The organism is Bradyrhizobium nivariense (assembly GCF_029846695.2).
Classification (GTDB): domain Bacteria; phylum Pseudomonadota; class Alphaproteobacteria; order Rhizobiales; family Xanthobacteraceae; genus Bradyrhizobium.
Window position 1 is genome coordinate 20140 of the sequence record NZ_JARWCR020000024.1, and the last position, 19483, is coordinate 39622.

Annotated in this window: 18 protein-coding genes; 11 read left to right on the plus strand and 7 right to left on the minus strand. The window is 65.6% G+C overall.

Going from position 1 to position 19483, the window contains the following annotated elements; genetic code table 11:
• The first annotated feature begins 201 nt into the window (after positions 1 to 201).
• The 5 genes from QCM77_RS20745 (at position 202) to QCM77_RS20765 (ending at position 4704) form a co-directional block, all read left to right on the plus strand.
• Positions 202 to 723: a Clp protease/crotonase-like domain-containing protein gene (locus QCM77_RS20745; protein ID WP_279668522.1), complete on the plus strand. Its 522-nt coding sequence runs from the start codon at positions 202 to 204 to the stop codon at positions 721 to 723.
• A 107-nt stretch (positions 724 to 830) separates the two neighbouring features.
• On the plus strand, positions 831 to 1025 hold the full coding sequence (locus QCM77_RS20750; RefSeq protein WP_279684658.1) for a hypothetical protein: 195 nt from the start codon (positions 831 to 833) through the stop codon (positions 1023 to 1025).
• 24 nt (positions 1026 to 1049) lie between these two features.
• The gene (locus tag QCM77_RS20755; RefSeq protein WP_279668524.1) at positions 1050 to 1640 is read left to right on the plus strand and encodes an SCO family protein; all 591 of its coding nucleotides are present in this window, start codon (positions 1050 to 1052) and stop codon (positions 1638 to 1640) included.
• A 253-nt stretch (positions 1641 to 1893) separates the two neighbouring features.
• Positions 1894 to 2829, plus strand: a complete 936-nt coding sequence (locus QCM77_RS20760; protein ID WP_279684659.1) for an ABC transporter substrate-binding protein — start codon at positions 1894 to 1896, stop codon at positions 2827 to 2829.
• 231 nt (positions 2830 to 3060) lie between these two features.
• Positions 3061 to 4704, plus strand: coding sequence for a lysine--tRNA ligase (locus QCM77_RS20765; RefSeq protein ID WP_279684660.1), 1644 nt, complete (start codon positions 3061 to 3063; stop codon positions 4702 to 4704).
• Positions 4705 to 4831: 127 nt separating this feature from the next.
• Here QCM77_RS20765 and QCM77_RS20770 read toward each other — a convergent pair whose 3' ends face one another.
• Positions 4832 to 5485: a S24 family peptidase gene (locus tag QCM77_RS20770; RefSeq protein ID WP_279668527.1), complete on the minus strand. Its 654-nt coding sequence runs from the start codon at positions 5483 to 5485 to the stop codon at positions 4832 to 4834.
• A gap of 291 nt (positions 5486 to 5776) precedes the next feature.
• On the opposite strand from QCM77_RS20770, the gene QCM77_RS20775 reads away from it, so the two are divergent.
• Both QCM77_RS20775 and QCM77_RS20780 read left to right on the plus strand, forming a co-directional pair.
• Entirely contained in the window at positions 5777 to 6121 is a 345-nt protein-coding gene (locus tag QCM77_RS20775) for a DUF952 domain-containing protein (protein ID WP_279684661.1), read from the plus strand.
• The gene (locus tag QCM77_RS20780; protein WP_279668529.1) at positions 6118 to 7215 is read left to right on the plus strand and encodes a quinone-dependent dihydroorotate dehydrogenase; all 1098 of its coding nucleotides are present in this window, start codon (positions 6118 to 6120) and stop codon (positions 7213 to 7215) included. Before QCM77_RS20775 ends, QCM77_RS20780 begins: the two co-directional genes overlap by 4 nt.
• A gap of 98 nt (positions 7216 to 7313) precedes the next feature.
• On the opposite strand, the gene QCM77_RS20785 is transcribed toward QCM77_RS20780, so the two are convergent.
• The 5 genes from QCM77_RS20785 to QCM77_RS20805 form a co-directional block, all read right to left on the minus strand.
• A complete protein-coding gene (locus QCM77_RS20785) occupies positions 7314 to 8645 on the minus strand; it encodes an MATE family efflux transporter (RefSeq protein WP_279668530.1) in 1332 nt (443 codons plus the stop codon).
• Between the two features lies 1 nt (position 8646).
• Entirely contained in the window at positions 8647 to 9381 is a 735-nt protein-coding gene (locus QCM77_RS20790; protein ID WP_279668531.1) for an MBL fold metallo-hydrolase, read from the minus strand.
• A gap of 21 nt (positions 9382 to 9402) precedes the next feature.
• Positions 9403 to 9705: a DUF6460 domain-containing protein gene (locus QCM77_RS20795; RefSeq protein WP_279684662.1), complete on the minus strand. Its 303-nt coding sequence runs from the start codon at positions 9703 to 9705 to the stop codon at positions 9403 to 9405.
• Between the two features lie 288 nt (positions 9706 to 9993).
• A complete protein-coding gene (locus tag QCM77_RS20800) occupies positions 9994 to 11655 on the minus strand; it encodes an ATP-dependent DNA ligase (protein WP_279684663.1) in 1662 nt (553 codons plus the stop codon).
• Positions 11652 to 12689 (minus strand): ligase-associated DNA damage response exonuclease, encoded by a 1038-nt coding sequence (locus QCM77_RS20805; protein ID WP_279684741.1) that lies wholly within the window; start codon positions 12687 to 12689, stop codon positions 11652 to 11654. Before QCM77_RS20805 ends, QCM77_RS20800 begins: the two co-directional genes overlap by 4 nt.
• 67 nt (positions 12690 to 12756) lie before the next feature.
• Between QCM77_RS20805 and QCM77_RS20810 the strand changes: the two genes are divergently transcribed.
• From QCM77_RS20810 to pdeM, 4 genes are all read left to right on the plus strand, one after another.
• Positions 12757 to 13683, plus strand: coding sequence for a methyltransferase domain-containing protein (locus tag QCM77_RS20810; protein ID WP_279684664.1), 927 nt, complete (start codon positions 12757 to 12759; stop codon positions 13681 to 13683).
• Positions 13684 to 13797: 114 nt separating this feature from the next.
• Complete coding sequence (locus tag QCM77_RS20815; RefSeq protein WP_279668535.1) at positions 13798 to 15027, plus strand: ABC transporter substrate-binding protein; 1230 nt, start codon at positions 13798 to 13800, stop codon at positions 15025 to 15027.
• Between the two features lie 202 nt (positions 15028 to 15229).
• Positions 15230 to 17809, plus strand: coding sequence for a ligase-associated DNA damage response DEXH box helicase (locus QCM77_RS20820; RefSeq protein WP_279684666.1), 2580 nt, complete (start codon positions 15230 to 15232; stop codon positions 17807 to 17809).
• Between the two features lie 53 nt (positions 17810 to 17862).
• Complete coding sequence (gene pdeM / locus QCM77_RS20825) at positions 17863 to 18534, plus strand: ligase-associated DNA damage response endonuclease PdeM (protein ID WP_279684668.1); 672 nt, start codon at positions 17863 to 17865, stop codon at positions 18532 to 18534.
• On the opposite strand, the gene QCM77_RS20830 is transcribed toward pdeM, so the two are convergent.
• A complete protein-coding gene (locus tag QCM77_RS20830; RefSeq protein ID WP_279684670.1) occupies positions 18531 to 19394 on the minus strand; it encodes a LysR family transcriptional regulator in 864 nt (287 codons plus the stop codon). The genes pdeM and QCM77_RS20830 overlap by 4 nt on opposite strands.
• Positions 19395 to 19483: the final 89 nt, after the last annotated feature.

The window sequence follows — 19483 nt, forward strand, 5'->3', positions numbered from 1 at the left end:
ATCAAGGGCCTGGCGCGTAAGAGTTCGTTAACTTGTTCCACTTTGGGATCGAAGCGGGCCTGAGTGCAGCGCGGACGCAACACTGGATTTGAATTTGTTTTGAGCGAGCCGGCATGCCTAGACAAAGCCGCGGTTACGACAGACCCTAACGGGGCATCACCACCTGACACGCAGATTCGAATTCGACTGGGGCGGGGGCCAATGAAGTTTCTGACGGGGTTGCTTGCGGCGGTTCTCCTGATCGCGAGCATGGGGGCTTCTCAGGCGGTGGTCCGGATCGCGGATGACCGCGGCGGCCGGATCGGAACCTACGTCGACAGATACCAGGATCTGCGACAATCGGGCGATACCGTCATCATCGACGGTCTCTGCGCCTCTGCCTGCACCATCGTCCTCGGCGCCATCCCGCATGACCGCATCTGTGTGACTTCGCACGCGACGCTGGGCTTCCACGCTGCCTGGGATTTCGGCACCAACGGCCGCGCGGTCACCAATTCCGAAGCGACTCAGATGCTCTACGCGATGTATCCGTCGCAGGTGAAACGCTGGATCAACCAGCGCGGCGGCCTCACTCCGCATATGCTGTTCCTGAAGGGCAGGCAGCTCCAGGCCATGTACAAGCCCTGTTACCTCGACGCGCAGGCCTCGGCCAACAAGCCGTCGCGCGTGCCACTCCCGCAAGCGGACCAGCTCGAATCCGCCCGGGGCCAGCTCCTGCACTGACATCCTCGGCCTGACGGGATTGTTTGCCAGCCAGCGGCGCCTTGCCCGCAGGCGGGTCAAAGCTTATCTGAACGCTCGGGAACCCCGGCCTTCGCCCCGATCGTGTCATGGCTCAACCACTGCACTCCGCCCATCCTGTATCGGACAATCCGCCCACTGCCGGCCGGATGCCGTTCGTGCTGCTGTTGGCGGGTGCAGGCACCGGCGGTCTGGTCGTGCTCGGCGCGCTCGCGCTCTGGTTCCCCTACGGCAGCCAGGTGTTCTTCGAAATGATCAGGACCGGCTTTGCCGCCTGCTTCTGACCCGCGACAGGAAGTTTTTCGCTCATGAGCTCCATCGCCCGTCCGCTGGTGATCGCGACCGCCTTCGCTGCAAGCCTCGTCGTTGGGCTTCTGATCGTATTCTGGGCCATGGGCGGGGTCAGCAAGGTGGCGCAGCCGGCCGCGATCGGCGGCCCGTTCCAGCTCACCGACCAGAACGGCAAGGCCGTCACCGACAAGAACCTGAAGGGCAAGCCGACCCTGATCTTCTTCGGCTACACCCATTGTCCCGACGTCTGCCCGACCTCCCTGTTCGAGCTCTCGGAAGTGCTGCGCGCGATGGGCAAGGACGCCGACAAGGTCAATGCCGTCTTCATCTCGGTCGATCCCGAGCGCGATACGCCGGCGGCGATGAAGGATTATCTGTCGAGCTTCGACCCGCACCTCGAGGGCCTCTCCGGCGATCCCGCCGAGACCGCCAAGGTGATCACCTCCTACCGGGTCTACGCCAAGAAGGTCCCGACCAAGGACGGCGACTACACCATGGACCACACCGCGCTGATCTATCTGATGGACCGCGACGGCCGGTTCGTCTCGCCGTTCAACCTGAAGCGCACGCCGGAAGAGGCCGCGGTGGAGTTGAAGCGGTATCTGTAGGCTCGTTTTCTGGGAAGTCGGGCGACGAGGCTCGGTGTAACCTCTCCCGCTTGCCTTGCGGGAGAGGTCGGCGCAACGCGCCGGGTGAGGGCTCTCTCCACGCAGGGGCTCTCGCCTGCGGAGACACCCTCTCCCCGACCCTCCCCCGCAAGCGGGGGAGGGAGCGCACCCTGGCCACAATCCCTGCTCGCGTTCCCGGCCGGATGGTCTATAAGGCCCTCCGATCCCAACGAAATTCGTTCATTTTCAGCCGATGGCTCCATCGCAACAGGCGAAATCGTCCAAACCCGCCCGTGGCTTGCTGACCGGGCTGGCCGTCGGCGTTTGCCTGTTCGCAGGCCTGCCCGGCGCGCAGGCGCAGGCCCCGGCCAAGCAGCCTCCAGCGGCCCCCCAAGCGGCGCCGCAGGTCGCGCCGCAAGCCGCCCCCCAGGCCGTGCCGGGCTTCTGGGACCCGCGGCGGCGTCCGGAGCGTCCGGACCTGTCGCGCCTGACCGTGATCCGCTTCCTGACCGAGACTGACTATCCGCCGTTCAACTATACCGGCGCCGACGGCAATCCGGCCGGCTTCAACGTCGACCTCGCCCGCGCGCTGTGCGAGGAGATCAAGGTCACCTGCACGGTGCAGATGCGCCGCTTCGAGACGCTGGTGGACGCGCTCGCCTCCAACCGGGGCGATGCCATCATCGCCTCGATGGCGGTGAGCCCGCAGCTCCGCGCCCGCGTCGACTTCACCGATCCCTATTACCGCGTGCCGGCGCGCTTCGCCTCGCGCAAGGACGCGGTGATGCCGGAGATCCGGCCCGAATATCTCGAGGGCAAGAAGGTCGGCGTCATCGCCGGCTCTGCGCATGAAGCCTATCTCAAGGCGATGTTCACCGACGCCGAGCTGCACCCCTATCCCAACGACGATGCCCTGCGCACCGCCTTGCGCAAGGGCGAGGTCGACTTCATCTTCGGTGACGCCATCGCGCTGGCGTTCTGGATCAACGGCACCGATTCCGGTGATTGCTGCGCCTTCTCCGGCGGCCCCTTCGTCGAGAGCCGCTTCTTCGGCGAAGGCATCGGCATCGCCGTCCGCAAGGGCAACGACGTGCTGCGCCAGGCCCTGAACTGGGCGATGTTCCGTGTCTGGGAAAAGGGCCGCTATACCGATCTGTGGCTGCGGTATTTTTCGGTGAGCCCGTTTTAGCTTTCTTCGCCTCTCCCCGCGTGCGGGGAGAGGCCGGATCGCATCTAACGATGCGATCCGGGTGAGGGGGACTCTCCGCGAGTCCAACTCTCACCGTGATTGTGGAAGCAGCCCCTCACCCAACCCTCTCCCCGTAAGAACGGGGCGAGGGAGCAAGCGCGGCGACAGCCGCACGAACTTTTGCATTCTGCCCGGAAATCGCTATTTTCCGCGGCCCCGGAGGCCTCTTAGATGTCCGTTGTCGATCTTGCCGCGAACCCGAGCGATCTGCGTTCGCTCGCCGAACAATCCAACGCCTGGCCGTTCGAGCAGGCGAAGGCCATTGTCGCGCGGCTGAAGAAAAGTCCGAAGGACGAAGTGCTGTTCGAGACCGGCTACGGCCCGTCCGGCCTGCCGCATATCGGCACCTTCGGCGAGGTCGCGCGCACCTCGATGGTGCGGCATGCCTTCCATGTGCTGACCGAAAACAAGATCAGGACGCGCCTGCTCGCGTTCTCCGACGACATGGATGGCTTTCGGAAAGTGCCCGACAACGTCCCCAACAAGGAGATGCTGGCCGCGCATCTCGGCAAGCCGCTGACGCGCGTGCCGGATCCGTTCTCCAACGAGTACCCGTCGTTCGGGCACCACAACAATGCGCGGCTGCGCGCCTTCCTCGATCATTTCGGCTTCGACTACGAATTCGCGAGCTCGACCGACTACTATACGTCCGGCCGTTTCGACGCGACGCTGCTCAAGATGCTCGCGGCCTACGACAAGGTGATGGCGATCATCCTGCCGACGCTCGGACCCGACCGCCGCGCGACCTATTCGCCGTTCCTGCCGATCAGCAAGACCACCGGTGTCGTGCTCCAGGTGCCGATGATACGCCGCGACGTTGCGGCCGGTACGGTGACCTATGTCGATCCCGATACCAACCAGGAAGTCGAGACGCCGGTGACCGGCGGCAACGTGAAGTGCCAGTGGAAGGCCGACTGGGCGATGCGCTGGGTCGCGCTCGGCGTCGATTACGAGATGGCCGGCAAGGACCTGATCGATTCGGTAAAACTCTCCGGCGCGATCGCCAGGGCGCTCGGCGCCACGCCGCCGGAAGGCTTCAACTACGAGCTCTTCCTCGACGACAAGGGCCAGAAGATCTCGAAGTCGAAGGGCAACGGCCTCACCATCGACGAATGGCTGCGCTATGCCTCGCCGGAATCGCTGTCGCTGTTCATGTATCGCGAGCCGAAGGCGGCCAAGCGGCTGTATTTCGACGTCATCCCGCGCAATGTCGACGACTACCAGCAGTTCATCGACGGCTTTGCGAAGCAGGACGCCAAGCAGCAGCTCGGCAATCCGGTCTGGCATGTCCACAACGGCCATCCGCCGAAGTTCGATATGCCCGTCACGTTCCAGCTCTTGCTGACGCTGGTGTCGTCGTCGAACGCGGAAAATGCCGCGACGCTGTGGGGTTTTATCGGCCGCTACCGTCCCGGCGTGTCGCCGCAGACGCACCCGAAGCTCGATGCGATGGTCGGCTATGCCATCAACTATTATCGCGACTTCGTCGCGCCGACGAAGCAGTTTCGCGAACCGACCGAGACCGAGCGCGCCGCGCTCCAGGATCTGCGCGACGCGCTATCGCAACTCGCGCAGGACGCATCGGCCGAGGACATCCAGAACGTCGTCTACGAGATCGGCCGCCGCGAGCCGTTCCTCGACCAGGTCAAGAAGGGCAAGGACGGCCGTCCCGGCGTGACGCTCGACTGGTTCAACATGCTCTACCAGGTGTTGCTCGGCCAGGAAAAGGGCCCGCGCTTCGGCTCCTTTGTCGCGGTGTATGGCGTGCAGAACGCCGTGAACATGATCGACGGCGCGCTGGCAAGGAGTGCGTAAGTCCAACACTCACTGTCATCGTCCGCGAAAGCGGACGATCCAGTATTCCAGAGACCGCCGTGACTGAACCGAGACGCCGCGGCGTACTGGATTCCCCGCTTTCGCGGGGAATGACAGCGGAGCACCCTCACTGGCTCGTCCAAACGATCCGTGCCATCCACGCAACGTCGCTCACCGCTATCGTCCGCTCCGCCTGCGCCGCATCGAGCGGCTGCAAGTCCAGCGCCTTCGCCGTGCGGCGCTTCAGCGTCGCGACCGTCACCTCGCCCGCTTTGGTCTTCACCACCACGCGATCCCCTTTACGGATCGGCGCGCCGGGTGAGACCAGGATGACGTCGCCGTCGCGATAGGCGGGCTGTAGCGCTCCGCCGGAAATCTGCAGCGCAAAGCTGTGGTTGTCCTCGGCGGTGGGAAGCGCAAATTCGGTCCAGCCCTTGCCGATGGGAAAGCCGGACTCGTCGAAGGCGCCGCTCGCCCCCGCCAGCGCGAAGCCGAGCAGCGGCACCGAGCGGCCGTCGCCTGCCTCGTCGCCGACCAGCCTGGCAAAGGTGTCGATCGACGAATCTGCCGCCGCCAGCGCTTTCGCGATCGATTCGGTCGAGGGCCAGCGCTCGCGGCCGTCGGAGGTGACGCGCTTGGACTTGTTGAAGGTGGTGGGATCGAGCCCGGCGCGCTTGGCGAGGCCGGACGGCGACAAGCCGGCGCGCGCCGCCAGCCGATCCAGTGCGACCCAGATCTGGTCATGAGTCAGCATCCTCTGCGCTTTGGCCTGTCTGACCATGGAAGGGTCCAGCCCGTCGCAACTCAGGAAAACTATCCTCAAATCAACCGGTTTTCCGTTTTTCGCGCAAGGGGGCGGCGGGCGTGTTTTCAAGCGAAGTGGATACCGCTTCGCGGCAGTAAAACGCGTCAAAACGAGAATTTGGAGCCCGTTCCGATTTCATCGGAGCGGAAATGGCTCTAAGTCTTGAGTTCAGAGGGGGCGGCCATTACGGTCGCGCCGGGGTTTCAGCGACCCGCACGAGACGAAAAAACCCAAAAGACTCAACGAGCAAACAGGGCTGCGTAAGCGGTGGTCAAGATCTACAAAATCTGTCCGGCCTCGGCCTGGCGCGAGGCGGAACGAGAGGGCGTCTACCGCGGCAGTGCGGACGATTCGCGCGACGGTTTCATTCATCTGTCGACCGCTGCCCAGGTTCCCGAGACCTTGCGCAAGCATTTCTTCGGCCAGCGGGCACTGTTCCTGGTCGAGCTCGACGATGAGGCGCTCGGAGCCGGCTTGCGCTGGGAGCGCTCGCGCAATGAGGAGCTGTTTCCGCATCTTTATGGCGAGCTCGATCTCGGCGCGGTGATTGCGGTGATGAGCCTCAACACGCGCTCCGACGGCGGCCACGATGTTCCGGAGCTTGCCCCGTGATCCGCGCTTTCGACGCTTTCTCGCTGCCGGTGTTGCGCTGGCTCGATCCGGAGGATGCGCATCGCCTCGCGATCCAGGGCCTGCGTTTTCTGCCGCCGGTCAAGCCGCGGCCCGACGATCCCAAGCTCGCGGTGCGCGCCTTCGGACTCAACTTCCCCAATCCGATCGGCATGGCCGCGGGCTTCGACAAAAGCGCCGAGGTGCCGGATGCGCTGCTGCGGCTCGGTTTCGGCTTCGTCGAGATCGGCTCGGTGACGCCGAAGCCGCAAAGCGGCAATCCGCGGCCGCGGCTGTTTCGTCTGGAGCGCGACGAGGCCGTCATCAACCGCATGGGCTTCAACAATGACGGCGCGGAGGTCGCGCTGCGCCGGCTCGCAGCGCGCGCGCAGCACGGCGGCATCGTCGGCGTCAATGTCGGCGCCAACAAGGATTCGCCGGATCGCGTCGACGATTACGTCAAGCTGATCGAGACCTTTGCGCCGGTGGCGAGCTATTTCACCGTCAACGTCTCCTCGCCGAACACGCCGGGCCTGCGCAATCTGCAGGAAGGCGCGCTGCTCGACGATCTCCTCGCCAAGGTGATCGACGCGCGCGAGCGGGTGCGCCAGAAGGCCGGCGACACGCCGGTGCTGCTCAAGATCGCGCCGGACCTCAGCCTCGCCCAGCTCGACGACGTCGTGCAGGTCGCGCGCTCGCGTCGGGTCGACGGCATGATCGTGTCGAACACCACGATCGCGCGGCCGAGCACGTTGCGCGAGGAGATGCGCGCAAAGGAGCAGGGCGGCCTGTCCGGCCGGCCGCTGTTCCGGCTGTCGACGCGGATGGTCGCGGAGACCTATGTGCGCGTCGAGGGCGCATTCCCCCTGATCGGCGTCGGCGGCGTGGACTCGGGCGGCGCCGCGCTGACGAAGATCCGCGCCGGCGCGAGCCTGATCCAGCTCTATTCGTCGCTGGTCTACAAGGGCCTCGGCCTCGTCGACGAGATCAAGCGCGACCTCGCGTCCACGCTATTGCGCACGGGACGGGATACGCTGTCCGAGATCGTCGGCGCCGATGCCGCGACGCTGACGGCGGAGGACTGGCCGGGGATGTAGTTCTTCGCCGCGTAGCCCGGATGGAGCGCAGCGCAATCCGGGAAAGTCTCACTTGTGGCACGATCCCGGATTACGCTGCGCTCCATCCGGGCTACGCGTTACAGCGACTGCTTCGAGAACGTCTTCCTGTACAGCGCCGGATAGCGCGCGGCCTGCAAGCCGCCGCGCGAGACGTAGGAGGCAATCAGCGCGCTCCACAGTCCGGCATTGCCGAACGATTGCAGCGCCCACCATGCGGCGAGGAAGATCGCGAGCGAGGCCAGCATCAGATTGCGCATCTCGCGCGCCCAGGTCGCGCCGATATAGATGCCGTCGAAGCCGAAGGCGAACACGCCGGGAATGGGCGCGAGCACGACGAATGGCAGGAATTCGCGTGCGCCGCGGCGGACGGCCTCGCTCGCCGTCATGAAATCGATCAGGTGCGGCCCGAACCAAGCGAACAGCACTGATACGACCAGCGCGAAGCCGAGCCCCCATAGCAGCACCAGCCGGGTCGAATCCGCAAATCCCTTGGCGTCGCGTGCGCCGAGAGTACGGCCGCAAAGCTGCTGGGCTGCGTTTGCAAGTCCATCGAGAAAGAAGGCGCTGACCAGCAGAAAGTTGTTGAGCACGGAATTGGCGGCCAGCGTGACGTCGCCGGCCCGCGCGCCCTTGGCGGTGAAAAACAGGAACACGGCGATCAGCGCCGCGGTGCGGATCAGGATGTCGGAGTTCACCGCCAGCAGCCGCATCAGCTTGGCCCGGTCGAACAGGGCTGCGTATGGCACCGCGAACCCGCCGTCCGCATAGCGGCGGCAGACGATCACGCCGAGCCCGAATCCGGCCGCTTCCGACAGCAGCGCTGCGATCGCTGCACCCGCGATGCCGGTGTCATAGACCAGCACCAGCAGGATCGTCGCCGCCGCGTTGACGAGATTGATGACGACCTGGAGCGCGAGCGCTGGATTGGCGCGGGCCTGGCCGACCAGCCAGCCGAGTATGACGTAATTGGCGAGCGCCAGCGGCGCCGACCAGATCCGGATCACGAAGTAGGTTTTCGCCGCGCGCGTGACGCCTTCGCTGCCGCCCATCAGGTCGAACAGTGCGGCGGCCAGCGGCAGTTGCAGCACGATCAGCGCCACGCCGATCAGGCCGGCGACGATGAAGCCGCGTACCAGGATCGCGGTCAGCTCGCGCGTTTCGCCGGCGCCGAGCGCCTGCGCCGTGAAGGCGAGCGTGCTCATGCGCAGAAACCCGAACAGCCAGAACAGGCAGTCGAAGATGACGGACGCCATGGCGACGCCGCCGAGCAGCGCGGCGTCGTCCAGCCGTCCGATCGCGGTGGTCGAGACCACGCCGATCAGCGGCGTGGTGAGGTTCGCGACCATCGCGGGACCTGCGATGGCGAAGACCTGACGGGAACCGATCCCTAAGTGAACGGGTGCGTGCATGTCAGAACACGAGCACCATGCCGTCTTCGGCGGCGAGATGGGCGATGTCGTCGAGGCGCGACAGCACGTCGTCGCTCATATGGGTGAGAATGAGGCGTTTTGTGCCGATTTCGGGAAGATGCTGTTCCAAGGTCTTCAGGCTGAGGTGATTCTTGACCACCTTCTCGTACATATAGGCTTCGGCGATGAAAAGGTCCGCGCCATGCGCCAGCGGAATGAGCGTCTCCGTCCATTCGGTATCGGCGCTGTAGGCCAGCGTGCGGCCCTCGGCTTCAACGCGATAGGCGAGGAACGGCCCGCCGGATTCGCCGTGCACGACGGGATAGGGCGTCACCGTCACCGCGCCGAAGCTTCGGCGTTGCTCGGGCGCGAGTTCGACGACGGACAGCTCGAAGCGCTGTTTCGTCTTCGAGGAATGCTCGAACAGAGCCTCCATCACCGCATGCAGCCGCGTCTCGATGCCTTTGGGGCCGGCAATCGTGAGCGGCCGCGTCCGCCGCGAGAATTGCGCGTCGAGCAGCAAGAACGGCAGTCCGGCAAAATGGTCGCCGTGGAAATGCGTGATCAGGATGAGATCGATATCATTGCGGTCGATCTCGAGTCGCTTCAGCGCCGGCAGAGCCGACGCGCCGCAATCGATCAGGAAGTTGGCCTCGCGCCCCGAGACGTGGAAGCAGGTGTTGAGCCTGCCGCCGGATCCGAAGGCGTCGCCGCAGCCGACAAAGCGCAATTGCATCGGCCGCTAGCTCCCAAATCCTTACCGGCGCGGCGCGCCGAAAACGCGCATCAGCAGCCAGATCGGGATCACGATGACAGCGCCGAGTAGGAAGTAGCGCCACAGCCAGTTCACGGTATCGAAGCCGAGATCCCACAACCGCTGGAACAAGAGACGAATGCTGTTGATGATATTCCAGGGATCGAAGCCGATCGCCGCCAGCACAACGCCGACGAGGATCGAGAGCAGGACCAGGCGAAACGCGACCGCCAGCGGCGAGCCGCCGAGAAAGCGGTTCAGGCCGTCACTGCGGCCGGCCGGCAAATCTCTGACGTCGTGGGCCATCTCAAACTCCTCAGGGGATTCGACCCTATTATAGGGCACGGCGGGGGACATGGGGAACCCGCAACGGCGCGTCAATCGGCTTACGGCATTTTAATCCGGGCAAGCGCGGCCGCGGGCTGGCTGCAACCTCTCCCGCTCGCGGGAGAGGTCGCGCCGAAGGCGCGGGTGAGGGCTTTCGCCTCTTGGGGAATCCCACTGCGGAGATACCCTCTCCCCAGCCCTCTCCCGCAAGCGGGCGAGGGGGCGCACTGCCTTCGTGGTGGCACTCGGGCCGATCTCCGTCTCCCCTCACGCTTCAACCTCGGCCGCCTCCGTTTTCAGCATCTTTTCCAGCGTTTCCAACCGGTCGGCCTCTCGCGGCGGCTTGTCCCAGCGCAACCGGCTGATGCGGGGAAAGCGCATCGCGACGCCGGATTTGTGCCGCGGCGAGCGCTGCAGCCCCTCGAAGGCGACCTCCAGCACCAGCCCCTTGTCCGGCTCGTGCACGACGTGGCGGACGGGGCCGAACTTTTCCGTGGTATTGCGGCGGACGAAGCGGTCGATCTGGAGCAGCTCCTCGTCGGTGAAGCCGAAATAGGCCTTGCCGACCGGCACCAGTTCGTCGCCGGTCGCGCCTTCGGTCCAGACGCCGAAAGTGTAGTCGGAATAATAGGACGAACGCTTGCCGTGTCCCCGCTGCGCATACATCAGCACGGCGTCGATGATGTGTGGATCGCGCTTCCACTTCCACCACTGTCCCTTCGGCCGTCCCGGCAGATAGGGCGCATCGCGCCGCTTCAGCATCACGCCTTCGACGGCGTCCGCGTCGTCGCCCGCACCGGCGCTCGCGGGATCGGCGCGTGCGGCGGTGAGCGCCTCCCAGCTTGCGAACGGAACGGTGGGCGAGAGATCGATGCGGGGATCGTCGAGCTTCCCGATGAAGGTCTCAAGCCGCTCGCGCCGCTCCGCGAACGGCAACTCGCGCAGATCGTTCTCGTCGTCGCCGAGCAGATCGTAGGCGCGCAGATGAATCGGAAACTCCTTGATCAGCTTCGGAGACACGACCTTGCGGTTGAGCCGCTGTTGCAGAACGTTAAAGCTCTGCACGCGCCCTTCGCGCAGGATCAAAAGCTCGCCGTCGATGGCGCCCGGCAGGCGCAGCGCCGGCACCAGGTCCGGAAAGCTGCCGGTGATGTCCTCGCCGCTGCGCGAATAGAGCCGCGCCGTGATGTGGCCGCGTTCGTCGCGGCCCGCCACCGCCTGCACGCGGATGCCGTCCCATTTCCATTCGGCGATGTAGTCGGCGGGATCGAGCGCAGCGAAATCGGTGTCCTCGATCGCATGCGCCAGCATCACCGGGCGGAACGGCGCGGGATCGCGATTGACCGGCTTGTCGCCGCGGCCTTCCAGCCAGGCGAACAGCTCGAGATAGGGCGGCGCGAGACCGGGCCAGATCAGCTCGACCTCATGCGGGTCCTTGTCGCCGAGCGCGGCGGCCGCGGTCTTGGCAAGCCGCGCGGAAATGCCGATGCGCAGAGCGCCGGTGACGAGCTTCAAGAGCGCCCAGCGGCCGGTTTCATCCAGCTCGTCGAGCCAGCGTTCGAGCTGCTTTGGCAGCTCGGTCTTGCCGAGCGTGCGCAGGGTGGTGACGACCTCGGTCAGGGTTGGCGGCGGTGGATTGTTGTGGGCGGCCATCGCCGTTTGCGGCCACATCAGCGCCACCGTCTCCGAGAGATCGCCGACATAATCATAGGACAATCCGAACAGCACCGGATCGGTGCGCGACGCGATGAGGTCGCGGATCAGCGCGGGCTTGGCGTGTTTGAAGCTCAGCGCGCCGGTCAGCGCGGCCAGGGCATAGCCGCGGTCGGGATCGGCGACCTCGCGAAAATAACCGGTGATCAGCCGCAGCTTGTTGTTGCGGCCGGGCTCGTAGGCGAGGCGGTCGAGAAGTTCGGCGAAGCGGTTCATGCTTCGGCCTCGTCAGCGAGCGGCGTCTCGGTCTCCTCCTCGTCGCCATAGCCGACGAGATCGAGCGGCTGTGCCCGCAAACCTTTGCTCTGGCACCAATGCACCAGCGCGTCTTCCTGGCCGTGGGTGACCCAGATCTCGCCGGCGCCGGTCGCCGCGATAGTGGCGGTGAGACCGTCCCAATCGGCATGATCCGAGATCACCAGCGGCAGCTCGATGCCGCGTTGACGCGCGCGGGCGCGCACCCGCATCCAGCCGGAGGCGAATGCGGTGACGGGATCGGGAAATCGCCGGGTCCAGAGATCGGAGGTCGCCGAGGGCGGCGCCAGCGTGATGGTGCCGGCGAGAGCCGCCTTCTTCACGCCCTTCACCGGCCGCAACTCGCCGAGCTCGATCCCGCGGCTCTGGTAGTAGTGCGTGATCTTCTCCATCGCGCCATGCAGATAGATCGGCGCGTCGTAGCCCGCCCGGCGCAGCAGCGCGATCACGCGCTGTGCCTTGCCGAGCGAATAGGCGCCGACGAGATGCGCGCGCTCGGGAAACAGCGCCACCGACGCCAGCAGCTTCTTGACCTCGTCGGCGGCATCGCCATGGCGAAACACCGGCAGCCCGAACGTCGCCTCGGTGATGAAGACGTCGCAGGGCACGAGTTCGAACGGGGTGCAGGTCGGGTCGGAGGCGTCCTTGTAGTCGCCGGAGGCGACGATGCAGGTATCTTTGCAGGTGACCGCGACCTGCGCCGAACCGAGCACATGGCCGGCCGGATGAAACTTCACGCTGATATCGCCGAGCCGGATCTCCTCGCCATAGCGGATCGCTTGCGTCGATCCGGCAAAGTTATCGCCATAGCGCAGCCGCATCATGTCCAGCGTTTCCTGCGTCGCCAGCACCGCGCCATGGCCGGCGCGGGCGTGGTCCGAATGGCCGTGGGTGATCACGGCGCGCTCGACCGGGCGGACGGGGTCGATGTGGAAGCCGCCGGGCTTGCAGCACAGGCCGCTCGCGACTGGCAGCAGGATGTCTTGCGGACGCATGCCTGCTATATAGGTTGCGCCACCGCGTGTTCGAGTCACCCGCCCGCTTCGCTTTCTGGTTCCCCCAATGCCCCTGCGCCTGTTCCTGACCTCCGGCGATCTCATGGCCGACCGCCGCTTCGAGTTCGCGCGCGACCTCCAGCTCAAGGGCGATCTGCCGGCCGCCGCCGATCTGCTGGAGCAGACCATCGAGCTCGCGCCGAATTTCACCTCGGCCTGGTTCACGCTCGGCGAAATTCGCGCGCAACTCGGCGAGCGCGACAAGGCCATTGCGGCCTTTCGAAAATCGCGCGAATCAGACGCGAGCGATCGGCATGGCGCCCATTTGCATCTGATACGCCTCGGCGCCGCGCAATTGTCCGAGATGCCCAAGGCCTATGTGCAGGCCTTGTTCGATCAATACGCGCCGCGCTTCGAGCACGTCCTGATCAACGATCTCGACTATCGCGCGCCGTCGCTGATCTTCAAGGCGGTGGTGGCTGCCCGCGTCGCCGCGAAGAAGCCCGCCCTATTCAAGCGCGCCATCGATCTCGGATGCGGTACCGGGCTGGCGGCCGCCGCCTTCGCAAAACAGGTCGACCAATTCATCGGCATTGATCTGTCGCCCGGCATGGTCAAGGAGGCGCGAGCAACCGCCCTCTATGCCGAGCTCGAAGTCGCCGACATGATCGAAGGCCTGCGCGCCAGGAGTGATGCGAGTGCAAACCTCGTCGTCGCTGCCGATGCGTTCGTCTATCTCCCCGATCTCGGGCCGGTGCTCAGCGAAGCCAGGCGCGTGCTCGCGCCCGATGGCGTGCTTGCCTTCACGCTGGAGACGCATGACGGCAGCGGCATCGTTCTCGGCGAAGGCCTGCGCTATGCCCATTCGACGGAATATGTGCGCGATGCGATGGCGAAGGCCGGCCTCCAGCTCCTCACATTGGAGTCCGCCTCGCCACGCATCGAGAACAACGAGCCGGTGCGCGGCCTCGTCGTGGTCGCCGAGAAAACTTGAGTCTAGGCGCTATACGCGACGCTTTGAGCGTCATTGCGTCGCAAAGCGGCGACTTCCCACTTGCGACACGTGCCGCGATGCCAGCACAATGTCCTTGCCAGGGAGAAACAAATAATGACCAGGAATCCATCACGGCGCGATTTCAGCGCCGCCGCGCTCGCCACCATCGCGGCATCCGCCTTGCCCGCGCCCTACGTCTGGGCCGCGGAGAAGAAATACGATGCCGGTGCCAGCGACACCGAGATCAAGATCGGGCAGACCGTGCCGCATTCCGGCCCCGGCTCGCTCTACGGCGTGCTCGGGCGCGTCGGGGAAGCCTATTTCCAGATGCTGAACGAGAAGGGCGGCATCAACGGACGCAAGGTCAAGTTCCTGACCATGGACGATGCCTACAGCGCGCCGAAATGCGTCGAGGCGACGCGGCGCCTGGTCGAGCAGGAGGAGGTGCTCGCGCTCTACGGCTCGCTCGGCACCGCGCCGCAGACCGCCGTGCACAAATACCTGAACTCCAAGGGGGTGCCGCAGCTTTTGCTCAACACCGGCGCGTCGAAGTGGAACAATCCGAAAGAGTTCAAATGGACCATGGCGGGGCTGCCGCTCTATCCGACCGAAGCGCGCATCCTGGCGCGGCACGTCCTCAGCGTGAAGCCGAATGCCAAGGTCGGCATTCTCTATCAGAATGACGATTTCGGCCGTGACTTCCTCGGGCCCTTCAAGAAGGTTTTGGAAGACGCCGGCGGCACCGCAAAGGTGATCATGGAGCAGACCTACGATCTGACCGATCCGACCGTCGACTCCCAGCTCATCAATCTGTCGAAGTCGGGCGCGGACGTCTTCTACAATATCTCCACCGGCAAGGCGTCGTCGCAGTCGATCCGCAAGGTCGCCGAACTCGGCTGGAAGCCGCTGCAGCTGTTGTCGGCCGGCTCGACCGGCCGCTCGATCCTCAGTGCCGCCGGACTCGAGAACGCCACCGGCATCGTCGCGATCCGCTACTCCAAGGATGCCGGGCCCGGCCCCTGGGAGGCGGATAAGGACGTGATGGCGTTCGACGCGCTGCGCAAGGCCTATTTGCCGAGCATCGATCCGGACAACACCATCGCCTTCGCGGGCTATGGCCAGGCCGCAACCATGGCCGAGATCCTGCGCCGCTGCGGCGACGATCTGACGCGCGCGAACGTGCTGAAGCAGGCGTCGAACCTCAACGGCTTCCATTCGCCGTTCTTCCTCGACGGCGTCAATTACAACTACACGCCCGACGACTACACGCCCATGAAAACGCTGTTCATCTCGACCTTCAACGGCAAGGACTGGCAGGTCTCCGACAAGCCCGTGACGGAGTAGCTCTTCTCCCTCTCCCCGTTCTTACGGGGAGAGGGTCGGGCTGAGGGGCTCTCACCGCGACTTCGGTAGCAGTTGGACTCGCGGAGACTCCCCCTCACCCGGAATCCGCGCCGCGCGCGAATTCCGGCCCCTCCCCGCAAGCGGGAGAGGCGAAGAACCCACCCCCTCGACGAACCCACGCCCACGGCTTACCTGTGATGCCGTGCCGCCCCGTATCCTCAAATCTCCGGCCAGGCCCGCCGCGCTGTTGCCCGACCGCTTCGAGGCGTGGTTCACCGCCCGCGGCTGGTCGGCGCGCGCGCATCAATTGGCGCTGCTGGAGAAAGCGCGCGAGGACCGGTCCGCACTGCTGATCGCGCCGACCGGCGCCGGCAAGACGCTGGCGGGATTTTTGCCGACGCTGGTGGAGCTGAGTTCTGCGCCCAAAGCTTCGGCGAAAATGGCTGCTGCGAAATCGGTGGTCTCCACCGGGCGCACCCTGCAACGCACCGGCGGCCTGCACACCCTCTACATCTCGCCGCTCAAGGCGCTCGCGGTCGATATCGCGCGCAACCTGGAGCGTCCCGTCGCCGAGATGGCGCTGCCGGTCAAGATCGAGACCCGCACCGGCGATACGCCGACGTCGCGGCGGCAGCGGCAGCGGCGCTATCCGCCTGATATCCTGCTTACGACACCGGAGCAGCTCGCGCTGCTGCTGTCCTCCGACGACGCGCCGTTCCTGTTCTCCTCCTTAAAGCGCATCGTGCTCGACGAGCTGCATGCGCTGGTGACGTCCAAGCGCGGCGATCTTCTCTCCCTTGGGCTCGCACGGCTGTGGCGGCTGGCGCCGCAGATGCGCGCCATCGGCCTGTCGGCGACCGTGGCCGAGCCGGAATCGCTGGCGCGCTTCCTGGTGCCGCAGCCCGGCGGCAAGGAAGCGGCGGCCGACATCGTCATTGCCGGCGGCGCGGCACCGCCACTGGTCGAGATGATGGATACGCGCGAACGCCTGCCCTGGGCTGGCCACAGTGCGCGCCACGCGCTTCCCGAGATCTACGAGCTGATCAAGGCGAACAAGACCACGCTGGTTTTCGTCAACACCCGCAGCCAGGCTGAGATGCTGTTCCAGAATCTCTGGAGCATGAACGACGACAACCTCGCCATCGCGCTGCATCACGGCTCGCTCGACGTCGCGCAACGCCGCAAGGTGGAGGACGCCATGTCGGCGGGACGCTTGCGCGGCGTGGTCTGCACCTCCTCGCTCGACCTCGGCGTCGACTGGGGCGACGTCGATCTCGTCGTCAATATCGGCGCGCCCAAGGGGGCCTCGCGCCTGATGCAGCGCATCGGCCGCGCCAACCACCGCCTCGACGAAGCCTCGCGTGCCGTGCTAGTGCCGGCCAACCGCTTCGAAGTGCTGGAGTGCCGTGTCGCGATCGACGCCATCGCGGAGAATGCGCAGGACACGCCGCCGCTGCGAATCGGTGCACTCGACGTGCTGGCCCAGCACGTGCTCGGCTGCGCCTGCGGCGAGCCGTTTCTCTCTGACGAGCTTTACGACGAGGTGCGTACCGCGGCGCCCTACGCCGATCTGACGCGGCAGGATTTCGACGACGTCGTGGATTTCGTCGCCTCCGGCGGCTACGCGCTAAAGACCTATGAGCGCTTCGCGCGCATCAAGCAGGACAAGCAGGGGCGCTGGCGCGTCGCCAATCCAAAGGTGCGGCAGAGCTACCGGATGAATGTCGGCACCATCGTCGAGGACGACATGCTGAAGGTCCGGCTGGTGCGATCGCGCGGCGGCGGCGCGGGGTCAACGGGCGTGATCGCGCGCGGCGGCAGGTTGCTCGGCGAGATCGAGGAAGCCTTCATCGAGGGCCTCAGCCCGGGCGACACGTTCGTGTTCAGCGGCGAGGTGGTGCGCTACGAAACCCTGGTCGAGGACCAGGTCTACGTCTCGCGCGCCAACGACAAGGACCCGAAAGTGCCGTCCTATATGGGCGGCAAGTTTCCGCTCTCGACCTATCTTGCCGAACGGGTTCGCCGTCTGCTCGACGACGGGCACGCGTGGAGCGCCTTGCCGGAGCAGGTGCGCGACTGGCTGTCGCTGCAAAAGGACGTCTCGCGCGTGCCGGCGGTGCGCGAGCTTTTGGTCGAGAGTTTTCCGCGCGCCAACAAGCATTACATTGTCTGCTATCCCTTCGAAGGCCGTCTCGCCCACCAGACGCTCGGCATGCTCTTGACGCGCCGGCTGGAGCGCACCCGCGCCCGGCCGCTTGGTTTCGTCGCCAACGAATATGCGATCGCGGTCTGGGCGCTCGGCGACATGTCCTTCATGATCCGGGACGGCAGGATCGACCTGGACGCGCTGTTCGACCCTGACATGCTCGGCGACGATCTCGAAGCATGGCTCGCTGAATCCGCTCTTATGAAACGCACCTTTCGCAATTGCGCGATCATCTCCGGCCTGATCGCGCGCCGGCACACCGGCGAGGAGAAGAGCCGGCGCCAGGTGCTGTTCTCGACCGATCTCGTCTACGACGTCCTGCGCAAACACCAGGCCGATCACGTGCTGTTGCGCGCCGCCCGCGCCGATGCCGCCACCGGCCTGCTCGATCTGCGCCGTCTCAGCGACATGCTCACCCGCATCCAGGGCCGCATCACGCATCGGGAACTCGACCACGTCTCCCCGCTCGCCGTCCCCGTGATGCTGGAAATCGGCCGCGAGTCAGTCTATGGCGAAGCTGGAGACGAATTGTTGGCGGAGGCCGCCGACGAGCTCGTCAAAGAGGCGATGGGATAAGAGCAGGTTTTGACGTGACGGCAGGGGCGCTGGTTTCAGGGGACATCGAGGACATGCGCGTTTCGAAAGTCACCATCAGCGGCGTGACGTTCGCGGCCGATCTCTCCGGCGCCCTGTTCTGGGAAGAACAACGCCTGCTCGTCGTCTCCGACCTGCATCTCGAAAAGGGTTCCAGCTTCGCCACCCGCGGCGTGCTGCTGCCGCCCTACGACACCATCGCAACCCTCGGCCGGCTCGCTGCTGTCATCTCCCGCCATAATCCGCGAATCGTCATTGCCCTCGGCGACAGCTTTCACGACCGCACAGCGCATGAGCGGCTTGCCGCGGACGACCGTGACGCCATGGCCGCACTCCGGATGGGCCGCGATTGGATCTGGATCTCAGGCAATCACGATCCGGCGCTGCCGCGCGATCTCGGCGGCACCGTCGCCGACGAAGTCGCGATCGGTCCGATCACCTTCCGCCACGAGCCGACCGGCGCGAGCGGCGAGATCGCCGGCCATCTGCATCCCAAGGCCCGCGTCTCCGCGCGCGGCCGCTCGATGGAGCGCCGCTGCTTCGTGTCCGACGGGATGCGCGCCGTGATGCCCGCCTTCGGCGCTTATGCTGGCGGCCTCAGCATCCGCGATGCCGCGTTCGCCAAAATCTTTCCAAAGAACGGTTTTGTCGCGCATCTCCTCGGCGACCGCCGCGTCCACGCGATCGCGGCGTCGCGGTGCAGCTAAGCAGCCTTCGCCTGCACGTCATCGCAAAACTCCGCCAGCCGATCCGCGAGCCGCAGCGTCGCCGGGCTCGCGCCCGGCGCCGCCATCAATGCCACCTCGGTCCGGTTGATCGGCGCAAAGCCGTCCTTCGCGGTCAGCACGCGGTGGTCGGACTGGATCGCCATCTCCGACAAGATGCTCAACCCCATGCCGGCGGCAACGGCGGCCTGGATGCCGGCGAGGCTCGATGAGGTGTAGGACATGTGCCAGATGCGGCCCGCACTTTCCAGCGCATGGATGGCGCCGGCGCGGTAGAGGCAGCCGAGCGGAAAGCCGATCAGCGGCACCGACGGCGCGCCGGCATCGATCGGATGGCTTTTGCTGGTGACCCAGTGTACCTGCTCCGGCCACACCGCGATCGCGCCCTTCTCGCCGGCCGCGCGCTTGAACAGCGCCAGATCCAGTTCGCCGCGTTCGAGATCGCGCGACAGGTTCTTGCTCTGGTCGGCGCGCACATCGAGCCGCAGGCCCGGATGCGAGCGCGAGAATGCGCCAAGCAGTTTCGCCAGCCGATAGGCCGCAAAATCCTCGGGGATGCCGAGCCGGATCGCGCCTTCGCTGTCCGGCTGGCGCAGCACGTCGCGCGCCTCCTCGGCGAGCGAGAGCAGCCGTCGCGCATAGGACAGCAGCCGCTCGCCGGCTTCGGTCGGACGCAAATCCTTGCCGTCGCGGTGCAGCAGCACCTGGCCGACGTCCTCCTCCAGCCGCTTGATCTGCTGGCTGACGGTCGATTGCGTGCGGTGGACGCGCTCGCCGGCCCGGGTGAAGCCGCCGGCATCGACCACCGAGACGAAGCTGCGCAGGAGCTCCAGATCGAGCATGGGCATCTCCATTCGAAAATCAACTGATAGGCAGTTAATCATTTAATTTCCAAATGACAAGCCGGGTCCCTAGATCGAGGGCTCAGGAG

What these genes read in the sequence shown, in the direction of transcription:
- QCM77_RS20750 (WP_279684658.1), top strand. Translation starts at nt 831, where the DNA reads ATGGCTCAACCACTGCACTCCGCCCATCCTGTATCGGACAATCCGCCC.
- QCM77_RS20755 (WP_279668524.1), top strand. Translation starts at nt 1,050, where the DNA reads ATGAGCTCCATCGCCCGTCCGCTGGTGATCGCGACCGCCTTCGCTGCA.
- QCM77_RS20810 (WP_279684664.1), top strand. Translation starts at nt 12,757, where the DNA reads ATGCCCCTGCGCCTGTTCCTGACCTCCGGCGATCTCATGGCCGACCGC.
- QCM77_RS20830 (WP_279684670.1), bottom strand. Translation starts at nt 19,394, where the DNA reads ATGCTCGATCTGGAGCTCCTGCGCAGCTTCGTCTCGGTGGTCGATGCC.
- QCM77_RS20800 (WP_279684663.1), bottom strand. Translation starts at nt 11,655, where the DNA reads ATGAACCGCTTCGCCGAACTTCTCGACCGCCTCGCCTACGAGCCCGGC.
- QCM77_RS20805 (WP_279684741.1), bottom strand. Translation starts at nt 12,689, where the DNA reads ATGCGTCCGCAAGACATCCTGCTGCCAGTCGCGAGCGGCCTGTGCTGC.
- QCM77_RS20785 (WP_279668530.1), bottom strand. Translation starts at nt 8,645, where the DNA reads ATGCACGCACCCGTTCACTTAGGGATCGGTTCCCGTCAGGTCTTCGCC.
- pdeM (WP_279684668.1), top strand. Translation starts at nt 17,863, where the DNA reads ATGCGCGTTTCGAAAGTCACCATCAGCGGCGTGACGTTCGCGGCCGAT.
- QCM77_RS20745 (WP_279668522.1), top strand. Translation starts at nt 202, where the DNA reads ATGAAGTTTCTGACGGGGTTGCTTGCGGCGGTTCTCCTGATCGCGAGC.
- QCM77_RS20760 (WP_279684659.1), top strand. Translation starts at nt 1,894, where the DNA reads ATGGCTCCATCGCAACAGGCGAAATCGTCCAAACCCGCCCGTGGCTTG.
- QCM77_RS20790 (WP_279668531.1), bottom strand. Translation starts at nt 9,381, where the DNA reads ATGCAATTGCGCTTTGTCGGCTGCGGCGACGCCTTCGGATCCGGCGGC.
- QCM77_RS20815 (WP_279668535.1), top strand. Translation starts at nt 13,798, where the DNA reads ATGACCAGGAATCCATCACGGCGCGATTTCAGCGCCGCCGCGCTCGCC.
- QCM77_RS20795 (WP_279684662.1), bottom strand. Translation starts at nt 9,705, where the DNA reads ATGGCCCACGACGTCAGAGATTTGCCGGCCGGCCGCAGTGACGGCCTG.
- QCM77_RS20770 (WP_279668527.1), bottom strand. Translation starts at nt 5,485, where the DNA reads ATGGTCAGACAGGCCAAAGCGCAGAGGATGCTGACTCATGACCAGATC.
- QCM77_RS20765 (WP_279684660.1), top strand. Translation starts at nt 3,061, where the DNA reads ATGTCCGTTGTCGATCTTGCCGCGAACCCGAGCGATCTGCGTTCGCTC.